This window comes from Flavobacterium sp. ENC (assembly GCF_020991415.1).
Taxonomy (GTDB): Bacteria; Bacteroidota; Bacteroidia; order Flavobacteriales; family Flavobacteriaceae; genus Flavobacterium.
Genome location: NZ_JAJMOY010000002.1, coordinates 451,150 through 467,996, shown reverse-complemented (window position 1 = coordinate 467,996; position 16,847 = coordinate 451,150). Strand labels below are relative to the sequence as shown.

The 16,847-nt window shown below is 39.7% G+C and carries 17 protein-coding genes; 10 read left to right on the top strand and 7 right to left on the bottom strand.

Features of this window, described 5'->3' with window-relative positions:
* Window positions 1–68: 68 nt before the first annotated feature.
* Window positions 69–926: an AraC family transcriptional regulator gene (locus LPB89_RS06830; RefSeq protein WP_230701018.1), complete on the bottom strand. Its 858-nt coding sequence runs from the start codon at window positions 924–926 to the stop codon at window positions 69–71.
* A gap of 258 nt (window positions 927–1,184) precedes the next feature.
* On the opposite strand from LPB89_RS06830, the gene LPB89_RS06825 reads away from it, so the two are divergent.
* A complete protein-coding gene (locus LPB89_RS06825) occupies window positions 1,185–1,595 on the top strand; it encodes a VOC family protein (RefSeq protein ID WP_230701017.1) in 411 nt (136 codons plus the stop codon).
* 212 nt (window positions 1,596–1,807) lie between these two features.
* Here LPB89_RS06825 and LPB89_RS06820 read toward each other — a convergent pair whose 3' ends face one another.
* From LPB89_RS06820 to LPB89_RS06800, 5 genes are all read right to left on the bottom strand, one after another.
* Entirely contained in the window at window positions 1,808–3,202 is a 1,395-nt protein-coding gene (locus LPB89_RS06820; RefSeq protein WP_230701016.1) for an aldehyde dehydrogenase family protein, read from the bottom strand.
* 131 nt (window positions 3,203–3,333) lie between these two features.
* Complete coding sequence (locus LPB89_RS06815; protein WP_230701015.1) at window positions 3,334–3,642, bottom strand: putative quinol monooxygenase; 309 nt, start codon at window positions 3,640–3,642, stop codon at window positions 3,334–3,336.
* A gap of 110 nt (window positions 3,643–3,752) precedes the next feature.
* A complete protein-coding gene (locus tag LPB89_RS06810; RefSeq protein WP_230701014.1) occupies window positions 3,753–4,547 on the bottom strand; it encodes a type 1 glutamine amidotransferase domain-containing protein in 795 nt (264 codons plus the stop codon).
* A gap of 130 nt (window positions 4,548–4,677) precedes the next feature.
* Entirely contained in the window at window positions 4,678–5,247 is a 570-nt protein-coding gene (locus LPB89_RS06805) for a Crp/Fnr family transcriptional regulator (protein WP_230701013.1), read from the bottom strand.
* 84 nt (window positions 5,248–5,331) lie between these two features.
* A complete protein-coding gene (locus LPB89_RS06800) occupies window positions 5,332–7,029 on the bottom strand; it encodes a right-handed parallel beta-helix repeat-containing protein (protein ID WP_230701012.1) in 1,698 nt (565 codons plus the stop codon).
* A gap of 361 nt (window positions 7,030–7,390) precedes the next feature.
* Between LPB89_RS06800 and LPB89_RS06795 the strand changes: the two genes are divergently transcribed.
* From LPB89_RS06795 to LPB89_RS06785, 3 genes are all read left to right on the top strand, one after another.
* Window positions 7,391–8,251, top strand: a complete 861-nt coding sequence (locus LPB89_RS06795) for a helix-turn-helix transcriptional regulator (RefSeq protein ID WP_230701011.1) — start codon at window positions 7,391–7,393, stop codon at window positions 8,249–8,251.
* 76 nt (window positions 8,252–8,327) lie between these two features.
* Window positions 8,328–9,140 (top strand): inositol monophosphatase family protein, encoded by an 813-nt coding sequence (locus LPB89_RS06790; RefSeq protein ID WP_230701010.1) that lies wholly within the window; start codon window positions 8,328–8,330, stop codon window positions 9,138–9,140.
* A gap of 1 nt (window position 9,141) precedes the next feature.
* Window positions 9,142–9,768, top strand: a complete 627-nt coding sequence (locus LPB89_RS06785; RefSeq protein ID WP_230701009.1) for an NAD(P)-dependent oxidoreductase — start codon at window positions 9,142–9,144, stop codon at window positions 9,766–9,768.
* A 91-nt stretch (window positions 9,769–9,859) separates the two neighbouring features.
* Here the strand turns inward: LPB89_RS06785 and LPB89_RS06780 are convergent, their stop codons facing one another.
* Window positions 9,860–10,051 carry a cold-shock protein gene (locus LPB89_RS06780; protein ID WP_127339275.1) on the bottom strand — a complete coding sequence of 64 codons (192 nt, stop codon included), beginning with the start codon at window positions 10,049–10,051 and terminating at the stop codon, window positions 9,860–9,862.
* Window positions 10,052–10,649: 598 nt separating this feature from the next.
* On the opposite strand from LPB89_RS06780, the gene LPB89_RS06775 reads away from it, so the two are divergent.
* From LPB89_RS06775 to LPB89_RS06750, 6 genes are all read left to right on the top strand, one after another.
* On the top strand, window positions 10,650–11,468 hold the full coding sequence (locus LPB89_RS06775; protein ID WP_230701008.1) for an alpha/beta fold hydrolase: 819 nt from the start codon (window positions 10,650–10,652) through the stop codon (window positions 11,466–11,468).
* A gap of 68 nt (window positions 11,469–11,536) precedes the next feature.
* Entirely contained in the window at window positions 11,537–11,854 is a 318-nt protein-coding gene (locus tag LPB89_RS06770; RefSeq protein ID WP_230701007.1) for a phosphoribosylpyrophosphate synthetase, read from the top strand.
* Window positions 11,855–12,004: 150 nt separating this feature from the next.
* The gene (locus tag LPB89_RS06765; protein ID WP_230701006.1) at window positions 12,005–12,637 is read left to right on the top strand and encodes a hydrolase; all 633 of its coding nucleotides are present in this window, start codon (window positions 12,005–12,007) and stop codon (window positions 12,635–12,637) included.
* A 158-nt stretch (window positions 12,638–12,795) separates the two neighbouring features.
* Entirely contained in the window at window positions 12,796–14,184 is a 1,389-nt protein-coding gene (locus tag LPB89_RS06760; RefSeq protein ID WP_230701005.1) for an alginate export family protein, read from the top strand.
* A gap of 17 nt (window positions 14,185–14,201) precedes the next feature.
* Window positions 14,202–14,951, top strand: coding sequence for a M17 family peptidase N-terminal domain-containing protein (locus tag LPB89_RS06755; RefSeq protein ID WP_230701004.1), 750 nt, complete (start codon window positions 14,202–14,204; stop codon window positions 14,949–14,951).
* 7 nt (window positions 14,952–14,958) lie between these two features.
* Window positions 14,959–16,845, top strand: coding sequence for an amidohydrolase (locus LPB89_RS06750; protein ID WP_230701003.1), 1,887 nt, complete (start codon window positions 14,959–14,961; stop codon window positions 16,843–16,845).
* Window positions 16,846–16,847 lie beyond the last annotated feature (2 nt).

Below are 16,847 nucleotides of genomic sequence, written 5' to 3'. Positions count from 1 at the left end.
TTCACGCCAAAAAACATCCTTAAATTTTAAAGAGTTTTAGGGATGACTAATGCAGGACAATAATTTAATTATGCTTTACTATTTAGATTTTGGCGGTAATTTGTAGGTGTAACACCGTATTTTCCGGTAAAGCTTTTGGTAAAATTCGCCAGGTCATTAAAACCGCAGTCAAAGGCAATTTCCGTAATACGCTGATTGGAACGCAGGAGTAATTCAGCTGCTTTTTCAAGCTTTTTCGCTTTAATGTAATTCGCAGGCGTATCGTCGTAGATTTTAGCAAATTCACGTTTGAATGAAGATACACTCAGGTTGTTCTTCGTGGCCAGTTCTTCAATGGTTAGCTGCGAAAACAAATGGGCTTCTATTATTTGTTTAAAGGTATAGGCGGCAGGAGAAAAAAGCTGCGAAATGATCAATTGTATCGCTTCCGAATTTTGTGTCTGGGACAGTAAAAGCAGGATTTCCTTTAATTTCAGGATTAGAATGTCTTCGTTGATCAGGGATGGATTCTCAAAATAAAACAATAATCCCTCGATATACTTTTGGATCAGGAAGTCGTTGTTTATTTTTTCACTTGACTTGTTTGAGATTATATTTTTCGGTGTCTGCAGCAATGCCGGCAGTTCCCTGTCGTAAATTTTCTTTAATATCTCCGGATAAAAAGTCACAATCACAATCTCACAATTACTTTTTGGATTTGAATTGTACATTTGTTTTCCGGACTGGATACAATTCAGAAACAGGGAATAATTGGTCGGAATGTTTACCGGCTCATCATCAGCCTCATACTGGATTTCCCCTTGCAGTACATATAAAAAACAGGCCTGCTCCGTCACCGGAAAATCGAATTTAAACGGTGGTGTCAATTCAATTTTTTGAATTAAGGTCTTACCGTACAAATCGTGCTTTTTATAGTCGTTTACCATAGCTTTTTTTTAAAACGATCCTGCCAGATATCACGATTAGGTTTTATAGATATGATTCTGCATTACGCACCACAAAATTAAATCAATAATTTTTATGTTTGAGGTGTAACGCTACTTATCATGAAATAAATATAATGGTAAAAACACAGTATACTGCCGAATTTCTCCCCTGCGGCTTTCAAAAAAAATTCGGTACTGCTGACAAACTGTTGTCATAGCGCTCCGGTACATTTGTCCTATAACTTAAAAAACAGACAAATGAATTTAGTGTCCATTCGAATTATTACTGCTGATGTCGCGCAATTAGTGAATTTTTATGAGCAGGTAACGGGTTTATCCGCAGTGCAATACACCGCCGACTTTGCCGAATTAAAAACACCCACCACTACTTTAGCCATTGGAAGTACGAAAACATTAGTTTTTTTCGGAGGTGATGACGTGGCAAAACCAGCCCAAAATAGTAGTGTTATCATCGAATTCAGGGTAGATGATGTAGAAAAAGAGTATGAAAGATTAGCGGATTTTCTTCAAAACAGCATCGTTCAAAAACCTACCACAATGCCCTGGGGCAACAAATCGCTTTTATTTCGGGACCCTGATGGTAACTTAGTAAATTTATTTACCCCTGTTACCCCCGAAGCCATCGAAAAATTTGAAGGGAAAAATTAGCCACAGTATCCGGTTTTTCTTAGCGGATCAATCCTAAAAAAATTGGAGAGCAAAAAAAAAAGTTTACCGCAAAGAAAACGCAAAGATTTTTATCTAAGTTACCTTATTAAACGCAAAGTTCGCAAAGGCTGTATAGATGGAGCTTTGCGAACTTTGCGTCTAATAATAGGTAAGAGTTTAAAAAAATCTTTGCGCTCTTTGCGGTAAAAAAATTAAAGGAATTTACTTTTAAAAACAGTCATTTTTTCTCTGGTCATTTCATTGATTGTATACGAGATCCCTCCCATTCCAATACCGGAAGTATCCCGTCCGCCAAAAGGCATCCAGTCTACACGAAAGGCTGTATGGTCATTCACCATCACGGCGGTGGCGTTTAATTTTTTGACGGTATCCAGCGCAATATCCAGGTTTTTTGTAAAGACAGCTGCCTGAAAATGAACATCAAGGGCATTTGCTTTTCGTATGGCTTCATCCCTGTCTGTAAAAGGATAGATACAAACTACAGGACCAAAGATTTCATGGGTTGACACTTTCGAATCTTCTGAAGGGTTAAACAAAACGGTAGGCTCAAAACAAGTGTCGGAAATTCTTTTCCCGCCCGTAATTACTTTGGCGCCTTTAGCAACAGCTTCATTAACCCATTCTTCTACACGATCGACTTCTTTTGGTGTTATAAGCGAACCTACATCGGTCGTTTCATCAAACGGATTTCCAACAATCAATTTTTTAGTCGCCTCCGAAAACTGTGCTGTAAAACGATCACAAATTTGCGCATTCACATATACTTTCTGAACGGATACGCAAACCTGTCCTGCATGATAAAAACCTCCTTTTATCAGATCCGGAATCATTTCTGTAAAATCGGCATCACTTTCAACAATAACCGGCGCTGCTCCGCCATGTTCTAAAGCACTTCGGGTACCCGGCGCTAATTTACTTTTCAGGTACCACCCTACTTTCGCTGAACCAATAAAAGATAAAAAATGAACTCTCGGATCTGTCACCAGTAATTCTGCTGTTTCATTGTCACATAAAACCACTTGCAGCCATCCTTCAGGTAAACCTGCCTCTTTTAAAATATCGGCAAGCGCCAGACCGGATAATGGCGTAGTGCCCGCTGGTTTAAATACAACCGGACAACCGGCAGCAATAGCAGTGGCAATCTGATGAACTGCTAAATTTAAAGGATGATTGAAGGCGCTAACAGCAGCTACGATACCAATAGGTTCTTTTGTTGTAAAGGCAATCCTGTTTAAGGCAGCTTCGGTAAGTCCCATTGGAATTTGCTCTCCTTTTATTTGTGAAATATGCTCAGCGGCTAATTTTACGCCTTTGATCGCTCTTACTATTTCTGCTTTTGAGTCTTTATACGGTTTTCCTCCTTCGCTGATCGCCAGATGGATTAATTCCTCACTCCTTTCCTTCATTAGGAAAGCAGCCTTTTCCAGTATTTCAATTCTTTTGTAAGCCGGAAGCCAGTTCGATTGGTCCTCAAATAAATTTTGGGCAATAGTCAGTACTTTCTCAACCTCGTTTTTGTCGATAAGGGGCAGTTCTTTTACTACACTCTGATCGTAGGGGAATATTATTTTTGTTGTCTTTTCCATAATGCTTTTTTAGTTGAACTTAAAACCAGGCTTCCTTTTGAATTAAAATTTGTCTTCTGGTTTGTTTTCTAAATTTAATCAAATTATCAATGGCTTCAATGTCTTATTTTGTACTATTTAACATTTGAGGTCTATAAATAATGTACAGGTGTCGTTAAAACAATCTCCCTGTTTTCTAATAAAGGAACAATTTTCCCCAGAACAAATTCCTGAAAATGAGCTGAATTTCGATGTGCTGCGACGGCTGCTTCATTCGTATATCCTTCAAATAAAACCAGTGTATTTACATCTGAATTACTCTGATGAATTTTATAGAACAGATTGCCTTTTTCTTTTTCGCTTTCTTTTTGTACTGTTTCCAGCAAATTCAAAACAGTTTCGATTTCGCCTTCTTTAACTTTCCATGTCGCAAAAACATGAACCGGATTTTGATTTTCCATTTTATTTATTTTTAAAATTTTCGTTTATGATTACCCATTTTTGATGTCATGATACTAAAAACATATTGACCTCTACCCTTAATTTGAAAGAGGCCAATAGTATTACATCATTATTTTTTTGCTGATTCCAGAATCGAAATCATTTTTTCAGCCACTCCTTTAGCAGAAGCAGGATTTTGTCCGGTTACCAGATTACCATCGGCAATACTATGCGCTGACCATATGGCCGCAGCATGAAATTTGGCTCCCTGTTTGGTTAAGGCACTTTCCAGTAAGAAAGGTACATCGGCGATGGCATACCCTTTTTCTTCCTCATCTGTAAAAGAAGTGATGTTTTTACCGTTAACCAGGTAAGATCCGTCGCTTAGTTTTACATTTAATAAAGATACGGGACCGTGACAGACCGCTCCAACAACAGCGTTTCTTTCGTACGTTTCTTTGATTACTTTTTTAAGAAGTACATTGTCAGGCATATCGACCATTGGTGCCAGACCGCCCGGTACAAAAACAGCATCATACTGACTCACATTAACATCAGAGAGTTTAACGGCTTTCTGCATCGCTTCCCAACCTTTTCCTGTCAGAAACGCAAGATTGTCAGGATCATTGGCCAGATTAAGCGCGTCTAAATAAGGGGTATCTCCGGTTAAGCTCGCAAAATCAATTTGATAATTTGCTTTGTCGAATTCGGCATAAGGATGTGCTACTTCCGGAAGAAAAATTCCGGTTCTTCTGTTGTTTGGTCCAATTGCATTGGCATTCGATACGATAATTAAAATTTTCTTGTTCATTTTTGTTTCGTTTTTAAGGGTTGTTTTTTGTTTTACTGAGGTGTTTTCTTTTTGATTTTGTGCATAAGAAGAAAAAAAGGCAAATGCCGCTGTTACCATCATAAGTTTTTTCATTGCTATAATTTTTTAAAGTTGTTATGAATTATTTATAAGGCAAATTTATAGCAGTCACCCCCCTCAGAACGAGGAGAAAAGTCACAAAAAAAGTGTGATGAAAATCACACTTGAAAGTTTAATAGGTATCTTATTTATTGTTAGAGTACAGCCTGCTCAGGGTTTCGCGGCTCACCCCCAGATATTCCGCAATGTATTTTTTTGGAATTTTTTGCATCAGATTGGGATAGAGATCCGCAAATTCTTTATAGCGCTGCTGCGGATTATTGGAAAGTAAGGAGATTACCCTTTGCTGCAGGGCGATATAGCCCTTGGTAAGTTTCACCCTGAAAAAATGCTCCATTTTGTGTAGTGTGACCGAGAGTTTCTCCCGTCCGTCCAGGGTCAGGCATAATACCTCTCCTGCTTCCATACAGACTACATACATATTGGCCTGCTTCTGATTGAAATATGCGATATAATCAGACATCCACCAGTTTTCTGTTGCAAATTGTACAATGTGTTCTTTTCCGTCTTCATCCAGATAAAAAACCCTGAAAATACCGCTCATAATGATGTATTCATATTTGGCATCATCACCCTGCTGAATCAGATATTGATTTTTTAATACCCTTCTTATGGTGAAAAATGGTTTGATTGACTCAAACTCCTCGTCACTGATAGGTATAATCTCTTCAATATGTTTTCTTAGTTTTTCCATAATTTATTTTTATCCTCTGCAGGACAGAAGATATGTAAACGCATCAAAATTCCTGTTTGGTATAACATTCAGGTGTCTGCAAATTTATCTTTTTATTATTTTAGAGACGTAACTTTTACTTTCAATCTGAAACTTTATAAAGTACATTCCCGGATTTAGTTCTGCAATATTAATTTTATTCTTGTCAGTCCCTTCCATAAGTTTTTGTCCGCTGATCGTAAAGATTTGGTATTTCTCTACCGGTACTTCAGTATCAATCGTGATAAAATTGGTTGCCGGATTGGGATAAATACTGTATTTCGAAATTTCCATTTTATCAATTCCAAGGATGTCAGTCCCAAATTCATCCGCTCCACAATCAATTCTACCACCTTCAATTCTTACCTGATTGTAAAAATCTGTTTCGGTATTTGCAGCTACATAAGCCGGATTTCCTGCATTTTTAGCCGGAGAACCAGTTAGAAGATGAAAATCGGGATTTGTACTATTGGCAGCAGTCAATTGCGGGTTGGCAAATATCGAATTGGCATTTGTGGCTGTTCCTGTTGAAAAAGCATTGTAGCCTTCGTATCCGTTGCCGTTCCAGTCGGTTGTTAAACTGGCCGCTCCCGCCTGGCAGAAAAAGGTGTTGTAATTGAATTTTAGACTGGGCTGTGTCAGTTCTGCGTAAGCCAGGATATTTTGTGTTCCGGTATAAAAAATATTGTTTTCAATAGTACTGTTTTCACTATACGAAAGATACAATTCACCATTTCCCGAACTGCTGTAATCATTCATCAGGCAGGTATTGTTTCTAAAAGACGAGTTGATTACCTTTCCGGAACCCGAAGGATAAGCAAATCCTCCCATCGCCAGCGCGCAAATCTCATTATCGTAAAAAACATTATTCCGGATTATAATTCCATCGGTAGTCTGACCCGTTTTTTCACAGCCAACTTCTATTCCGTAACCATTATGATAGGAGGTGTTGTTTTCAACGGTTATGTTTTTCCCGCCGTCGATATAAATTCCACCCGATGTGGAGTAGGCAGCAATACAATGATGCGCGGTGTTGTTTTTAACTAATCCGTTCCTTGCCTGATCATTTGCAGGATTTGGGCAGGTTCCTTCGTGGCCGATAATATCGATACCAATATTGGTCAGATCATGGACATTGTTGCTGGTGACTTCAAACCCGTTGACATTTCCGTTGACCGCAATTCCTTCGCTGTACCCTAACCTGCAATTATACAATTCATTATCTTGTATTTTAAGGTTTGTAATGGCTGTTGTGGCGTTGGTGCCAAATACGATAATGCCCTGTGCATTGACGGTTTCATTTACCGCTGCATTCGCATTAGAAGAGAAATGAATATCGTGTATTTTGCAGTTTTTAATGGTAATATTGGCTCCAGTTCCTTCAATTAAGATACCCTGCGCATCATTTTGAATGTTATTTTGCAGCTCCATCCCGTCAATCGTTACATTGCTTTTATTGTTGACAGCAATAACTGCATTTTGAGTTTTTATCCCTGTTGCATCAATAACGGGCAGCGTCGCCGAGTAATTTTTAAGGGTAATGGCGTTGTTCGGAATTGTGATTTTTTCGCTGTACGTTCCCGGAAAAACATTTAGAATACCATTGGCAGGCAACTGATTTAACCCGTATTGTATTGTTTTCCAGGGTGAGGCAACAGAACCCGAATTCGCATTATTACCTGTAGGCGCTACATAATAATTGGTTTGTGCAAAACAAAAATTTGACAAAATGCAAAAGAGTAAAATTATTTTTTTTCTGTTCATTTTCTTTTTTTTTAAACAGCGCCATTTGATTTGACTTTCTGTTACAGATTTGGTAAGCCAAATGTATTAATTAAAGACTGAAATCCGGGCTGTTATTTTTGTTTAATAACAGCTAAAATGTTTAAAATAGTCGCTGTATTATCTATTGCCTGCTTCATCATTAAAACCTGTTTCTATTTATTAGGTTGCGTAATAACATATTGGTTAGATTTGCAGAAAACTAGCCCATTATAAACGAAAAAACAGAAAAAAAAATACCGTCAGCCGAAAACGGAAAAGGAATTATCCGGTCATTATAGCATTGCGGAATTTTGGCTGTTTCTTAAAACACAGAACCTAAAATAAACTATCTTTTTACACTTTGAAGAACAAAAACCAGCATATCGAACAATTCCCACTGACGCCCAATGCAAAGGCAGGGGTTTTTATTCGCAATATGCAGGGTAAAACTGTTGAAGAACACGATATTTCGAAACCGCACCGGGATAACCATTGTCAGTTGATGCTGGCTACCGAAGGCCGGTTTCAACTGAATATTGATTTTGAAAATGTGGAATTCAGTACGCCTGCTTTAATTTGTGTCTTTCCGGAGCAGGTTCATTACAGCATTGAAGTAGATGCTCCCAAAGGATGGATCCTTAATTTTGACCCTTCACTGGCAGATCAGGAACTGCTTCAGTTAATGCAAAACAAAATGAATACGCCACTGTCTTTAGAGCCCGACTCCATTTTGTTTTACCAGACCACTTCCCTAATGGCTTTGATCGAAAAATCACAGTCCGAAAATACCAATAAATTCATCCATAAAGCTATTCACAGTTTATTAAATGGCCTCCTTAACCTGATCGCCGGAGAAATTATTGACAGTTTATCTCCTCAAAACCAAAAAACGAGCCGCGGTGTTATTATCAAAGATACCTTCAGCCAATTGGTCAAACAGCATTATAAGACCTGGAAACAGCCTGCAAAATATGCCGCCGCGCTTGCTGTTACGGTGGCTCATTTAAACGATACGGTAAAAGCGTTAACCGGAAATCCGGTATCCGTTCACATACAGGAAGCTTCTATTCTCGAAGCCAAAAGACTTTTATATTTTACGGATAACAGCGTAAAAGAAATTGCCCATGCAGTCGGATATGAGGAACCGGTTTATTTTGGAAAGCTTTTCAAAAAGGTTACTCAGATGACTCCTCTTGAATTTCGGAAACAATTCCGCGATTAGGACTATACTTCCAACCATTCGTTCTACTTTAAGTCTCCCCTGTCTTCTAGCTTTGCATTGTTAATTAAAAACAATTATGATGCAAAAAGAACTGAATATCCCAATCGTACTCGAAGCAGTAAAAAAAGCCGGACATCTCTTTTTAAAGGACTACAAGCAAAAAGCCATACCACAAACAATGGATGAACTTGTAGCGGAATTAGAAAACATAGACACCCTTTGCCTGACTTCCTTAAAAGAAGATTTATCGCCGGAATTTCCAAATATTCCCTGGCATATCGGGGATGAATTTGATACCGAAGCCCAGCGAAATCCTGCACAGCAAGCTGACTATTGGCTTTGTGATGCCATGGACGGAGCGATTCAATACCTGCAGCACATTCCGGGATGGACAATAAATCTGGTACTGGTTCGAAATGGCAAGCCCTGTTTTTCCGTGATTTTTGACCCGCTTTCAGATGAACTATTCTGGGCAAAAGAGAACGAAGGTGCTTTTATGAATAATACGCCCTTGCAGCTTAGCAGCAAAACCGATCCTGCAGTGATGCTGTCTGTTTTTGAATACGGCCACCAGGACAAATCCAGTACTGCTTTTTATCAAAAAATAGGCCCGACAATAACCAGCCTGATTCGGAATTTTGGTATTGTTCGAAATTATGGGCCGCATGGTCTGCAATTGGCTTATGTGGGTGCCGGCAGAATTGATTTGTTTGTTCAGGAAGATCTGGACACCTATAACTGGATGGCAGGCATACTCATTGCCCAAGAAGCGGGCGCTGCAATTTTAAGCACTGACGGAACGCTCTGGAAATGGGGAAGCGAAAGTTTGTTAGTAGCCAAAAAGGAAACGGCTCAGAAATTTATACACTTAAACACTAAACAATCCTAACATGAAAATAGCAGTCATAGGAGCTGGTGCAGGTATTGGCTTGCAGACCGTCATTCAGGCATTACAAAAAGGACATACGGTAACGGCCCTTTCAACAAATACATCGGCAATGCCGGATCATGAATTGCTGACCAAAATAAACGGAAGCGCCACTACTATATCAGATTTAAAAAAAGCCATAAAAGATTCAGATGCCGTTTTGATCACTGTAGGGACAAAAAACAAAAAAGCGACTACTTTATTTTCAGACATTGCAAAAGCACTGGTAACGGCGACAGCAGAATTAAAGTTCTTGTCTCCGGTACTCATCATTACAGGTTTTGGATCCGGGGAAAGCAAAAAATACCTGAACTTTTTTATGCGGACTGTCATCAAACTTTTCCTGAAAGAGCAGTACATTGACAAAACTTTGATGGAAGAAATTATTGTAAACAGCGCTATCAATTGGGAAATCGTCCGACCGGGAATGCTTACCAACGGACCGCTGATTACATCCTGTAAATCATTGCCTGCACTTGAAAAAGGAATGAAAGTGGGGAAAATTTCAAGAGCAGCTGTAGCTCATTTTTTAGTGAATGAAGCCGAAAACAAACGTTATCTAATGCAATTTTTGACCCTTACTAATTAGTGAAGGTGCAAATTGAAACAAAGCACAAAATGCAAATAAAAAAGGCACCTGCAAATGCGGGTGCCTTTATAAGTTCACTGTTATAGTATAATTATGCTATGACTACGTTTACTGCGTTTGGACCTTTACGACCTTCTTCTACGTCAAAACGAACTTGATCGTTTTCACGAATGTTTTCTGACAGACCTGAAACGTGAACGAAAATTTCGTTTCCTCCATCATTAGGAGTTATAAATCCAAAACCTTTTTCTTCATTGAAGAATTTTACTGTACCTTCTTGCATTTTAATGTATTTAATTGGCCAAATGTAATACTTTAAAATGAGAACTCGCTGAATTTGAGTTTTTTATTTTCTTTTTTTAAATAAATATACTTCTCCGGGTAGTACAGCATGGAAAATTATTGTTTTTCCGTTGTTTAAAAATCCTGTTTTATAACAACAATACCTTTTAGTTGTTTTGAACTCCATAAATTCAGGAAAACCCTAAATGACTTTTTCAAAGAATTACATAAAATTCATCTTACACTTCTATAAATTTACGAAATATCGTAATTAAAAATTAGTACTTAAAACCGTAAACCCCTGAATTTATTCACTTTTGGAGTTAGGGCATATTTTTTGGCTATTGTTCTGCATCACTATAAATTAAAATATGCAGAACATGAAAACAGCACTTAAAAGAAAAACTGAAAATTCTCTTTCCCCGGAAAAATGCAATTATTTTCTTTCTTAATCTAGGTTAATCGACAGTCGTCCGGACCTGCTGTAAGTTTGTAAAAGAAATTAACAACATAAAATAAATCAAAAACGCAGATGCATCGCAATCCTACTTTTTGATCATCAACCCTAAAAAATTTAATAATCTAAAACCACTAAAAAAATGAGCACATTTAAAACACAAGACGGAACAGAAATTTTTTACAAAGACTGGGGAACAGGACAACCAATCGTTTTTCACCACGGATGGCCTTTATCCAGTGATGACTGGGATGCACAAATGATGTTTTTCCTGAAACAGGGATACAGAGTTATTGCACATGACAGACGCGGGCATGGTCGCTCCGGTCAGAGTTCAGAAGGAAACAATATGGAAACCTATGCTTCAGATGTAGCCGAATTAACAGCGGCTCTTGATTTAAAAAATGCTATTCACGTAGGTCATTCAACCGGTGGTGGTGAAGTGATTCGTTACGCTGCAAAATACGGTAAGGAAAGAGTGGCAAAAGCTGTAATTATTAGTGCCGTTACACCAATCATGATTCAAAACGAATCCAATCCTGAAGGTGTACCCTTAGCTATTTTTGATGAAATCAGACAAGGTACCGGATTTAACAGAGCACAATATTTTTATGATTTCCCGATTCCGTTTTACGGATGGAACCGCGAAGGGAAAACAGTTCAGGAAGGTATAAAACATAACTGGTGGCGTCAGGGAATGATGGGTTCTGTTTTGGCACATTATGACGGAATTAAAGCTTTCTCTGAATCTGACTTTACGGAAGATCTTAAGAGTTTAGATATTCCTGTTCTGGTTTTGCACGGAGAAGACGATCAGATCGTGCCTTATGGTCAGGCACCGAGAGCGGCAAAACTTTTGAAAAACGGAAAATTAATTTCATATCCCGGTTTTCCTCATGGTATGCCAACTACAGAAGCAGAAACAATCAATGCCGATATTCTGGCTTTTATTAAAGCATAAGCAAATCTAATCAACCAAAACTGCCTGCAAAGGTTCAATTTTTCAGGCAGTTTTAAAATTTTTAAATTATGACTTCATTACAACAGCCCTCTTTTGATACGGTTACTGAAGCTTTGCAATGGCTGAATCAGCAAGGTTATACAGAAAACTTTAATCTTGACACCAACTGCATCCGCTACAACAATAACACACAAACCATGTCTCCTGAAGAGTTCAAAATTGAATACCTGTTTCGTTTTGAAGGAGATACTGATCCCGGAGATGAAGATATCGTTTACGGAATTCTGTCGGAGCTCTATAATATAAAAGGTGTCCTGACAAGTGCCTTCGGAATCTATGCGGATACCGTTTCTGCCGAAATGATCCGAAAGCTGTCTACACATTAACAGCCTAAATTCTGCTTTATCGTTAATAATTTTACGATATATCACAAGTACTTTATTTTATCAAAAAACACAAATTAGTGTATAACAACAAGTTATACATCTGGCATATTATTAGCCTCATTACACTAAATAACTATAAATCAAAATATTATGAAACCATCACTTCACTTATTGTCACCTGACAATCACGCCTTAGTATTAATTGACTTTGAAGGGCAAATGGCTTTCGCTACAACCAATATTGCGTTAAGCGAATTACGCACGAATGTTGCCATCATTTCCGGCGCATCAAAAATCTTTAATGTTCCCACGGTTGTTACCACAGTAGCCGAAGAAAGTTTTTCGGGTCCTGTTTTTCCGGAAGTAGAAGAATTTTATCCTATTGCCACTTCGGGATATATTGACCGTACGACTATGAATACCTGGGAAGACGAAAATGCCTATAAAGCCATTACAGGTAAAAACAAAAAGAAAATAGTCCTTGCCGGATTATGGACTGGCGTTTGTATCGTCGGGCCAGCCTTGTCTGCTATCGATGAAGGTTACGAAGTCTATGTCATTACAGATGCCTGCGGTGATGTAAGCAAAGAAGCCCATGAACGTGCGGTTCAGAGAATGATTCAGGCAGGTGCACAGCCTATCACTTCTATTCAGTATTTATTAGAACTTCAAAGAGACTGGGGACGTCAGGAAACTTATGTTCCGGTAACGAACCTAATGAAAAAATACGGCGGTTCGTACGGTTTAGGAATTCATTATGCACACAACATGCTTAAGCACTAATTGAAAAGTTTACAGTTTACAGTCACAGTAAGCAGTAGTAAGTGAACCGCAAACTGAGACTGAGACTGTGACTGAGACTGTGACTGTGACTGTAAACTGAGACTGAGACTGAGACTGAGACCGTGACTGAGACTGCAAACTACAAACCAAAAACCATTTTGACTTCAATAAAATCCATATCGCCCAAAATCACGATAATTATACTGTCTTTTCTATTGATGGGAAGCATGGCTTCTGCTCAGAATTTTAAGCTGTTGCGTTATGATGAAAATTATGAATTCCTAAAAGATTCAGCCCGAAATTTTTATGAGAATTTAAAATTCGTTCCCTTAAACAAACAGAAAGACGTTTATATTTCTTTTGGTGGTGAAGCGCGATATGAATATGTGGATTTCAACAATGAAGACTGGGGAAGGCTCAATATTGGTCATAACAATTTCCTGTTGCAGCGATACGATCTTCATGCCGATATTCATTTAGGAAAAACCTTCCGGGTATTTGCACAACTAAGAAGTGCCTTGCAGGATGGAAGAACAAACGGCCCGCGTGGTATTGACGAAGATCAGCTGAATGTGCAGAATCTTTTTCTGGATGCAAGTTTATGGCAGAAAGAAGACCAAAAACTAATCATTCGTGCCGGAAGACAGGAACTGGATTATGGTTCCGGAAGATTGATCTCGGTAAGGGAAGGTCCGAATGCGAGGCTTTATTTTACCGGAGGAAAAATAATGTACACTTCCGCCCGATTTTCGATTGACGGATTTGCGATGATGGCAGACACCATAAACACTGGAGTTTTTGACAATAAAATATCGAAACAGCTCAATCTTTGGGGTGCTTATTCGAAAATAATATTCCCAAAAGCCGGAAATCTGGACCTGTATTATCTCGGAATTAAAAGAAACGAATCAGTGTTTGAAGAAGGAATGGCGTCTGAAAAACGACATACGTTAGGTACCAGATTTTGGAAATACGGCGGTGGCTTTATTTACAATCTGGAAGCTGCCTATCAGTTTGGACATTTTGGTTCCGGAAATATCAACGCCTGGACAGGTTCTGTTGATGTAGGCTATTCTTTCGAAAATATAAAATTCAAACCCACCATAAACCTTCGAAACGATTACATCTCCGGAGACAAAAACAAAAACGACGGCTCCTTGCAAACGTTCAATCCGTTGTACCCAAAAGGAGGTTATTTTGGTTTCAGTCCGCAGGTGGGTCCGGTAAACCTTATCGATATTCATCCCTATGCTACTATGGATTTACTGCCACAGTTAAAGATGCAGGTCGATGTGGTTTTTAACTGGAGGTATTCACTGGACGACGGTGTTTACAGACCAAGCGGAAGCCTAAATCTTCCCGGAAGTGCTTCGGCAGAACGGTATATCGGGACCGCCTATCTTGCCAATTTTTCCTACAGCGTCAACAAATATATTTCGGTCGTCAGCGGGATTCAGTATTTTAAAACCGGTGCTTTTATCAACGACATAATACCCAATTCCAAAGACGGTGTGTTCTTTAACGCCAGACTCGGATTTAAATTTTAACAACTAAATTTATAACTATGAAAAACATAGCAATTTTCAACCACTACAGACTTAGATATTTTTCTGTATTTCTTTTGACATTTTTATTTGCTGCTCCCCTGTCTTTTGCCCAAACGGCTCCTGAAACCAAAATGGCTGCACTTGGCTCTACCGTTACCTGGGGAAAAGTAGACGGCGTTGCCATAAACGGATTGGTTCAGGGTCCCTCTTCGGCTGAAGCAGAATTACAGGTGGCCTGTGTTTTTGAATACACAGAAGGAGACATCTTCAACCCTCCCGCCCTTCCTGCCAACCTAAACGGAATGGTACATTTAGACAATGCCCTGAAAGGGATTATTACCGAATTGCGTAAAAGCGGCAAATTTACAGGACATTCTTTGGAAACCTTATTGATCACGCCTCCAAAAGGAACGCTGGCCGCCAAAAAACTATTGCTTATTGGCCTGGGTGACCGTAACAAATTCACGCCGGAATTAATGATCAGTGTGGGAAGTGTGGCCATGAGAGAAGCATTGCGTCTGGGGGTAAGTAATTATGCTTTTGCAAGCGATATTAAAGATGCGGGAATCGATTCTCCAACAGCTTTAATTGCGACCAACGTAGTCTTAGGCTCTTTTGAAGCCTATAGAACCCAAACCTTTCTGAAAGATAAAAAATTATCCGATCACAAACCTTTAAGCAAAATCATTTTGCTGGCAGGACCGGCATTTTATACTGTTGCCGGGGAAGGAATCAAAGAAGCCATTACAAAGCTTAACGCTAAATAACTGAATTATGAAAGCAGATCTGATTTTATTCAACGGTAAAATTCACAGTTTCAATTCGGAAACGCCAAATGTTACAGCGGTAGCCATCAAGGACGGAAAGTTTATTGCCGTAGGAAGTGACAGCAATATAATGGAATTTGCAGCAGCGGAAACCAAAATAATCGACCTCCGGAACAGAAGAGTGGTTCCGGGAATCAATGATTCGCACATTCACCTGATCCGTGGCGGATTAAACTATAATCTCGAACTGCGCTGGGATGGTGTTCCGTCTCTGGCAGATGCCCTCAGAATGCTGAAGGAACAGGTAGACCGCACTCCGAATCCGCAATGGGTTCGTGTGGTTGGCGGCTGGTCTGAATTTCAGTTTGCAGAACGCAGAATGCCGACTTTGGAAGAAATCAATGCGATTGCTCCAGAAACTCCGGTTTTTATCCTGCATTTATACGACAGGGCGATTATGAACAGGGCTGCCTTAAAAGCCGTTGGTTATACTAAAAATACACCGGCACCTCCCGGGGGACAAATCGAACGTGATTCAAACGGAGAACCGACCGGACTTATTATTGCGACGCCAAACGCGATGATTTTGTATTCGACTCTGGCCAAAGGTCCGACGCTTTCTTACGAACATCAAATCAATTCGACGCGCCATTTCATGAAAGAACTGAACCGTTTCGGAATCACCAGTGTTATTGATGCAGGCGGTGGATTTCAGAACTTTCCGGACGATTACAAAGTAGTTAATGAACTGAATGAAAAAAAACAGCTTACGGTAAGAATTGCCTATAATTTGTTCACACAAAAACCAAAACACGAGTTTGAAGATTTCGAAGACTGGATTGATACTGTAAAATTATATCAGGGAGACGACATGTACCGCCATAATGGTGCGGGTGAAATGCTGGTTTTTTCTGCTGCCGATTTTGAAGATTTCCTTCAGCCAAGACCTGATCTTCCTGAAACGATGGAAGCAGAACTCGAAAAAGTAGTGCGTCTTCTGGTAGAAAACCGCTGGCCGTTCAGACTGCATGCGACGTACAACGAAAGCATTTCGAGATTTCTAAATGTCTTCGAAAAAGTCAATCAGGATATTCCGTTTAACGGGCTTCCGTGGATATTTGACCATGCCGAAACCATTGATGAAAGAAACATCGAACGTGTAAAAGTGCTGGGCGGCGGTATCGCCGTACAAAGCAGAATGGCGTATCAGGGCGAATATTTCACCGACCGCTACGGAGCCAAGGCAGCCGAAAATACACCCCCGATCAAAAAAATGATCGAGATGGAAGTGCCTGTTGGTGCGGGTTCTGATGCTACAAGAGTCAGCAGTTACAATCCGTGGGTTTCCATGTACTGGATGACCGTCGGAAAAACCGTTGGAGGTTTGCAATTGTACAATGAAACCCGTTTGAACCGAGCAACTGCCCTGGAACTGTACACCAGAGGAAGTGCGTGGTTTTCGCAGGAACAGGCCAAAAAAGGCGATATCAGAACCGGAATGTTTGCCGATTTAGTGGTTTTAGACCGTGACTATTTCACGATCGACGATGAAGAGATTAAAAAAATCGAAGCGGACCTGACCATTGTCGACGGAAAAATTGTGTATGCCAACGGAGATTTCTCCTCGTTTTCACCACCGCACATCCCGATCCTGCCGGACTGGTCCCCTACTAATATTTACAACGGATATCCCGTCAGAAGCAATTTGCAGGGCACCATTGAAAAGAATGTAAAAGCAAACGCCAAACCAGGCCTGACTTCTCAGATACACAGCTGCAGCGGAAGCTGCGATGTTCACGCTCACAGTCACGATGTGGCCCGAATGAGCAATGTTCCGGTGAATAACTATACTGCATTTTGGGGCGCTTTGGGCTGTTCCTGCTTTGCTTTTTAAAT

What these genes read in the sequence shown, in the direction of transcription:
- LPB89_RS06800 (WP_230701012.1), bottom strand. Translation starts at nt 7,029, where the DNA reads ATGAACAGAAAAAAAATAATTTTACTCTTTTGCATTTTGTCAAATTTT.
- LPB89_RS06810 (WP_230701014.1), bottom strand. Translation starts at nt 4,547, where the DNA reads ATGAAAAAACTTATGATGGTAACAGCGGCATTTGCCTTTTTTTCTTCT.
- LPB89_RS06780 (WP_127339275.1), bottom strand. Translation starts at nt 10,051, where the DNA reads ATGCAAGAAGGTACAGTAAAATTCTTCAATGAAGAAAAAGGTTTTGGA.
- LPB89_RS06765 (WP_230701006.1), top strand. Translation starts at nt 12,005, where the DNA reads ATGAAACCATCACTTCACTTATTGTCACCTGACAATCACGCCTTAGTA.
- LPB89_RS06790 (WP_230701010.1), top strand. Translation starts at nt 8,328, where the DNA reads ATGATGCAAAAAGAACTGAATATCCCAATCGTACTCGAAGCAGTAAAA.
- LPB89_RS06830 (WP_230701018.1), bottom strand. Translation starts at nt 926, where the DNA reads ATGGTAAACGACTATAAAAAGCACGATTTGTACGGTAAGACCTTAATT.
- LPB89_RS06770 (WP_230701007.1), top strand. Translation starts at nt 11,537, where the DNA reads ATGACTTCATTACAACAGCCCTCTTTTGATACGGTTACTGAAGCTTTG.
- LPB89_RS06815 (WP_230701015.1), bottom strand. Translation starts at nt 3,642, where the DNA reads ATGGAAAATCAAAATCCGGTTCATGTTTTTGCGACATGGAAAGTTAAA.
- LPB89_RS06750 (WP_230701003.1), top strand. Translation starts at nt 14,959, where the DNA reads ATGAAAGCAGATCTGATTTTATTCAACGGTAAAATTCACAGTTTCAAT.
- LPB89_RS06820 (WP_230701016.1), bottom strand. Translation starts at nt 3,202, where the DNA reads ATGGAAAAGACAACAAAAATAATATTCCCCTACGATCAGAGTGTAGTA.
- LPB89_RS06775 (WP_230701008.1), top strand. Translation starts at nt 10,650, where the DNA reads ATGAGCACATTTAAAACACAAGACGGAACAGAAATTTTTTACAAAGAC.
- LPB89_RS06825 (WP_230701017.1), top strand. Translation starts at nt 1,185, where the DNA reads ATGAATTTAGTGTCCATTCGAATTATTACTGCTGATGTCGCGCAATTA.
- LPB89_RS06785 (WP_230701009.1), top strand. Translation starts at nt 9,142, where the DNA reads ATGAAAATAGCAGTCATAGGAGCTGGTGCAGGTATTGGCTTGCAGACC.
- LPB89_RS06805 (WP_230701013.1), bottom strand. Translation starts at nt 5,247, where the DNA reads ATGGAAAAACTAAGAAAACATATTGAAGAGATTATACCTATCAGTGAC.
- LPB89_RS06755 (WP_230701004.1), top strand. Translation starts at nt 14,202, where the DNA reads ATGAAAAACATAGCAATTTTCAACCACTACAGACTTAGATATTTTTCT.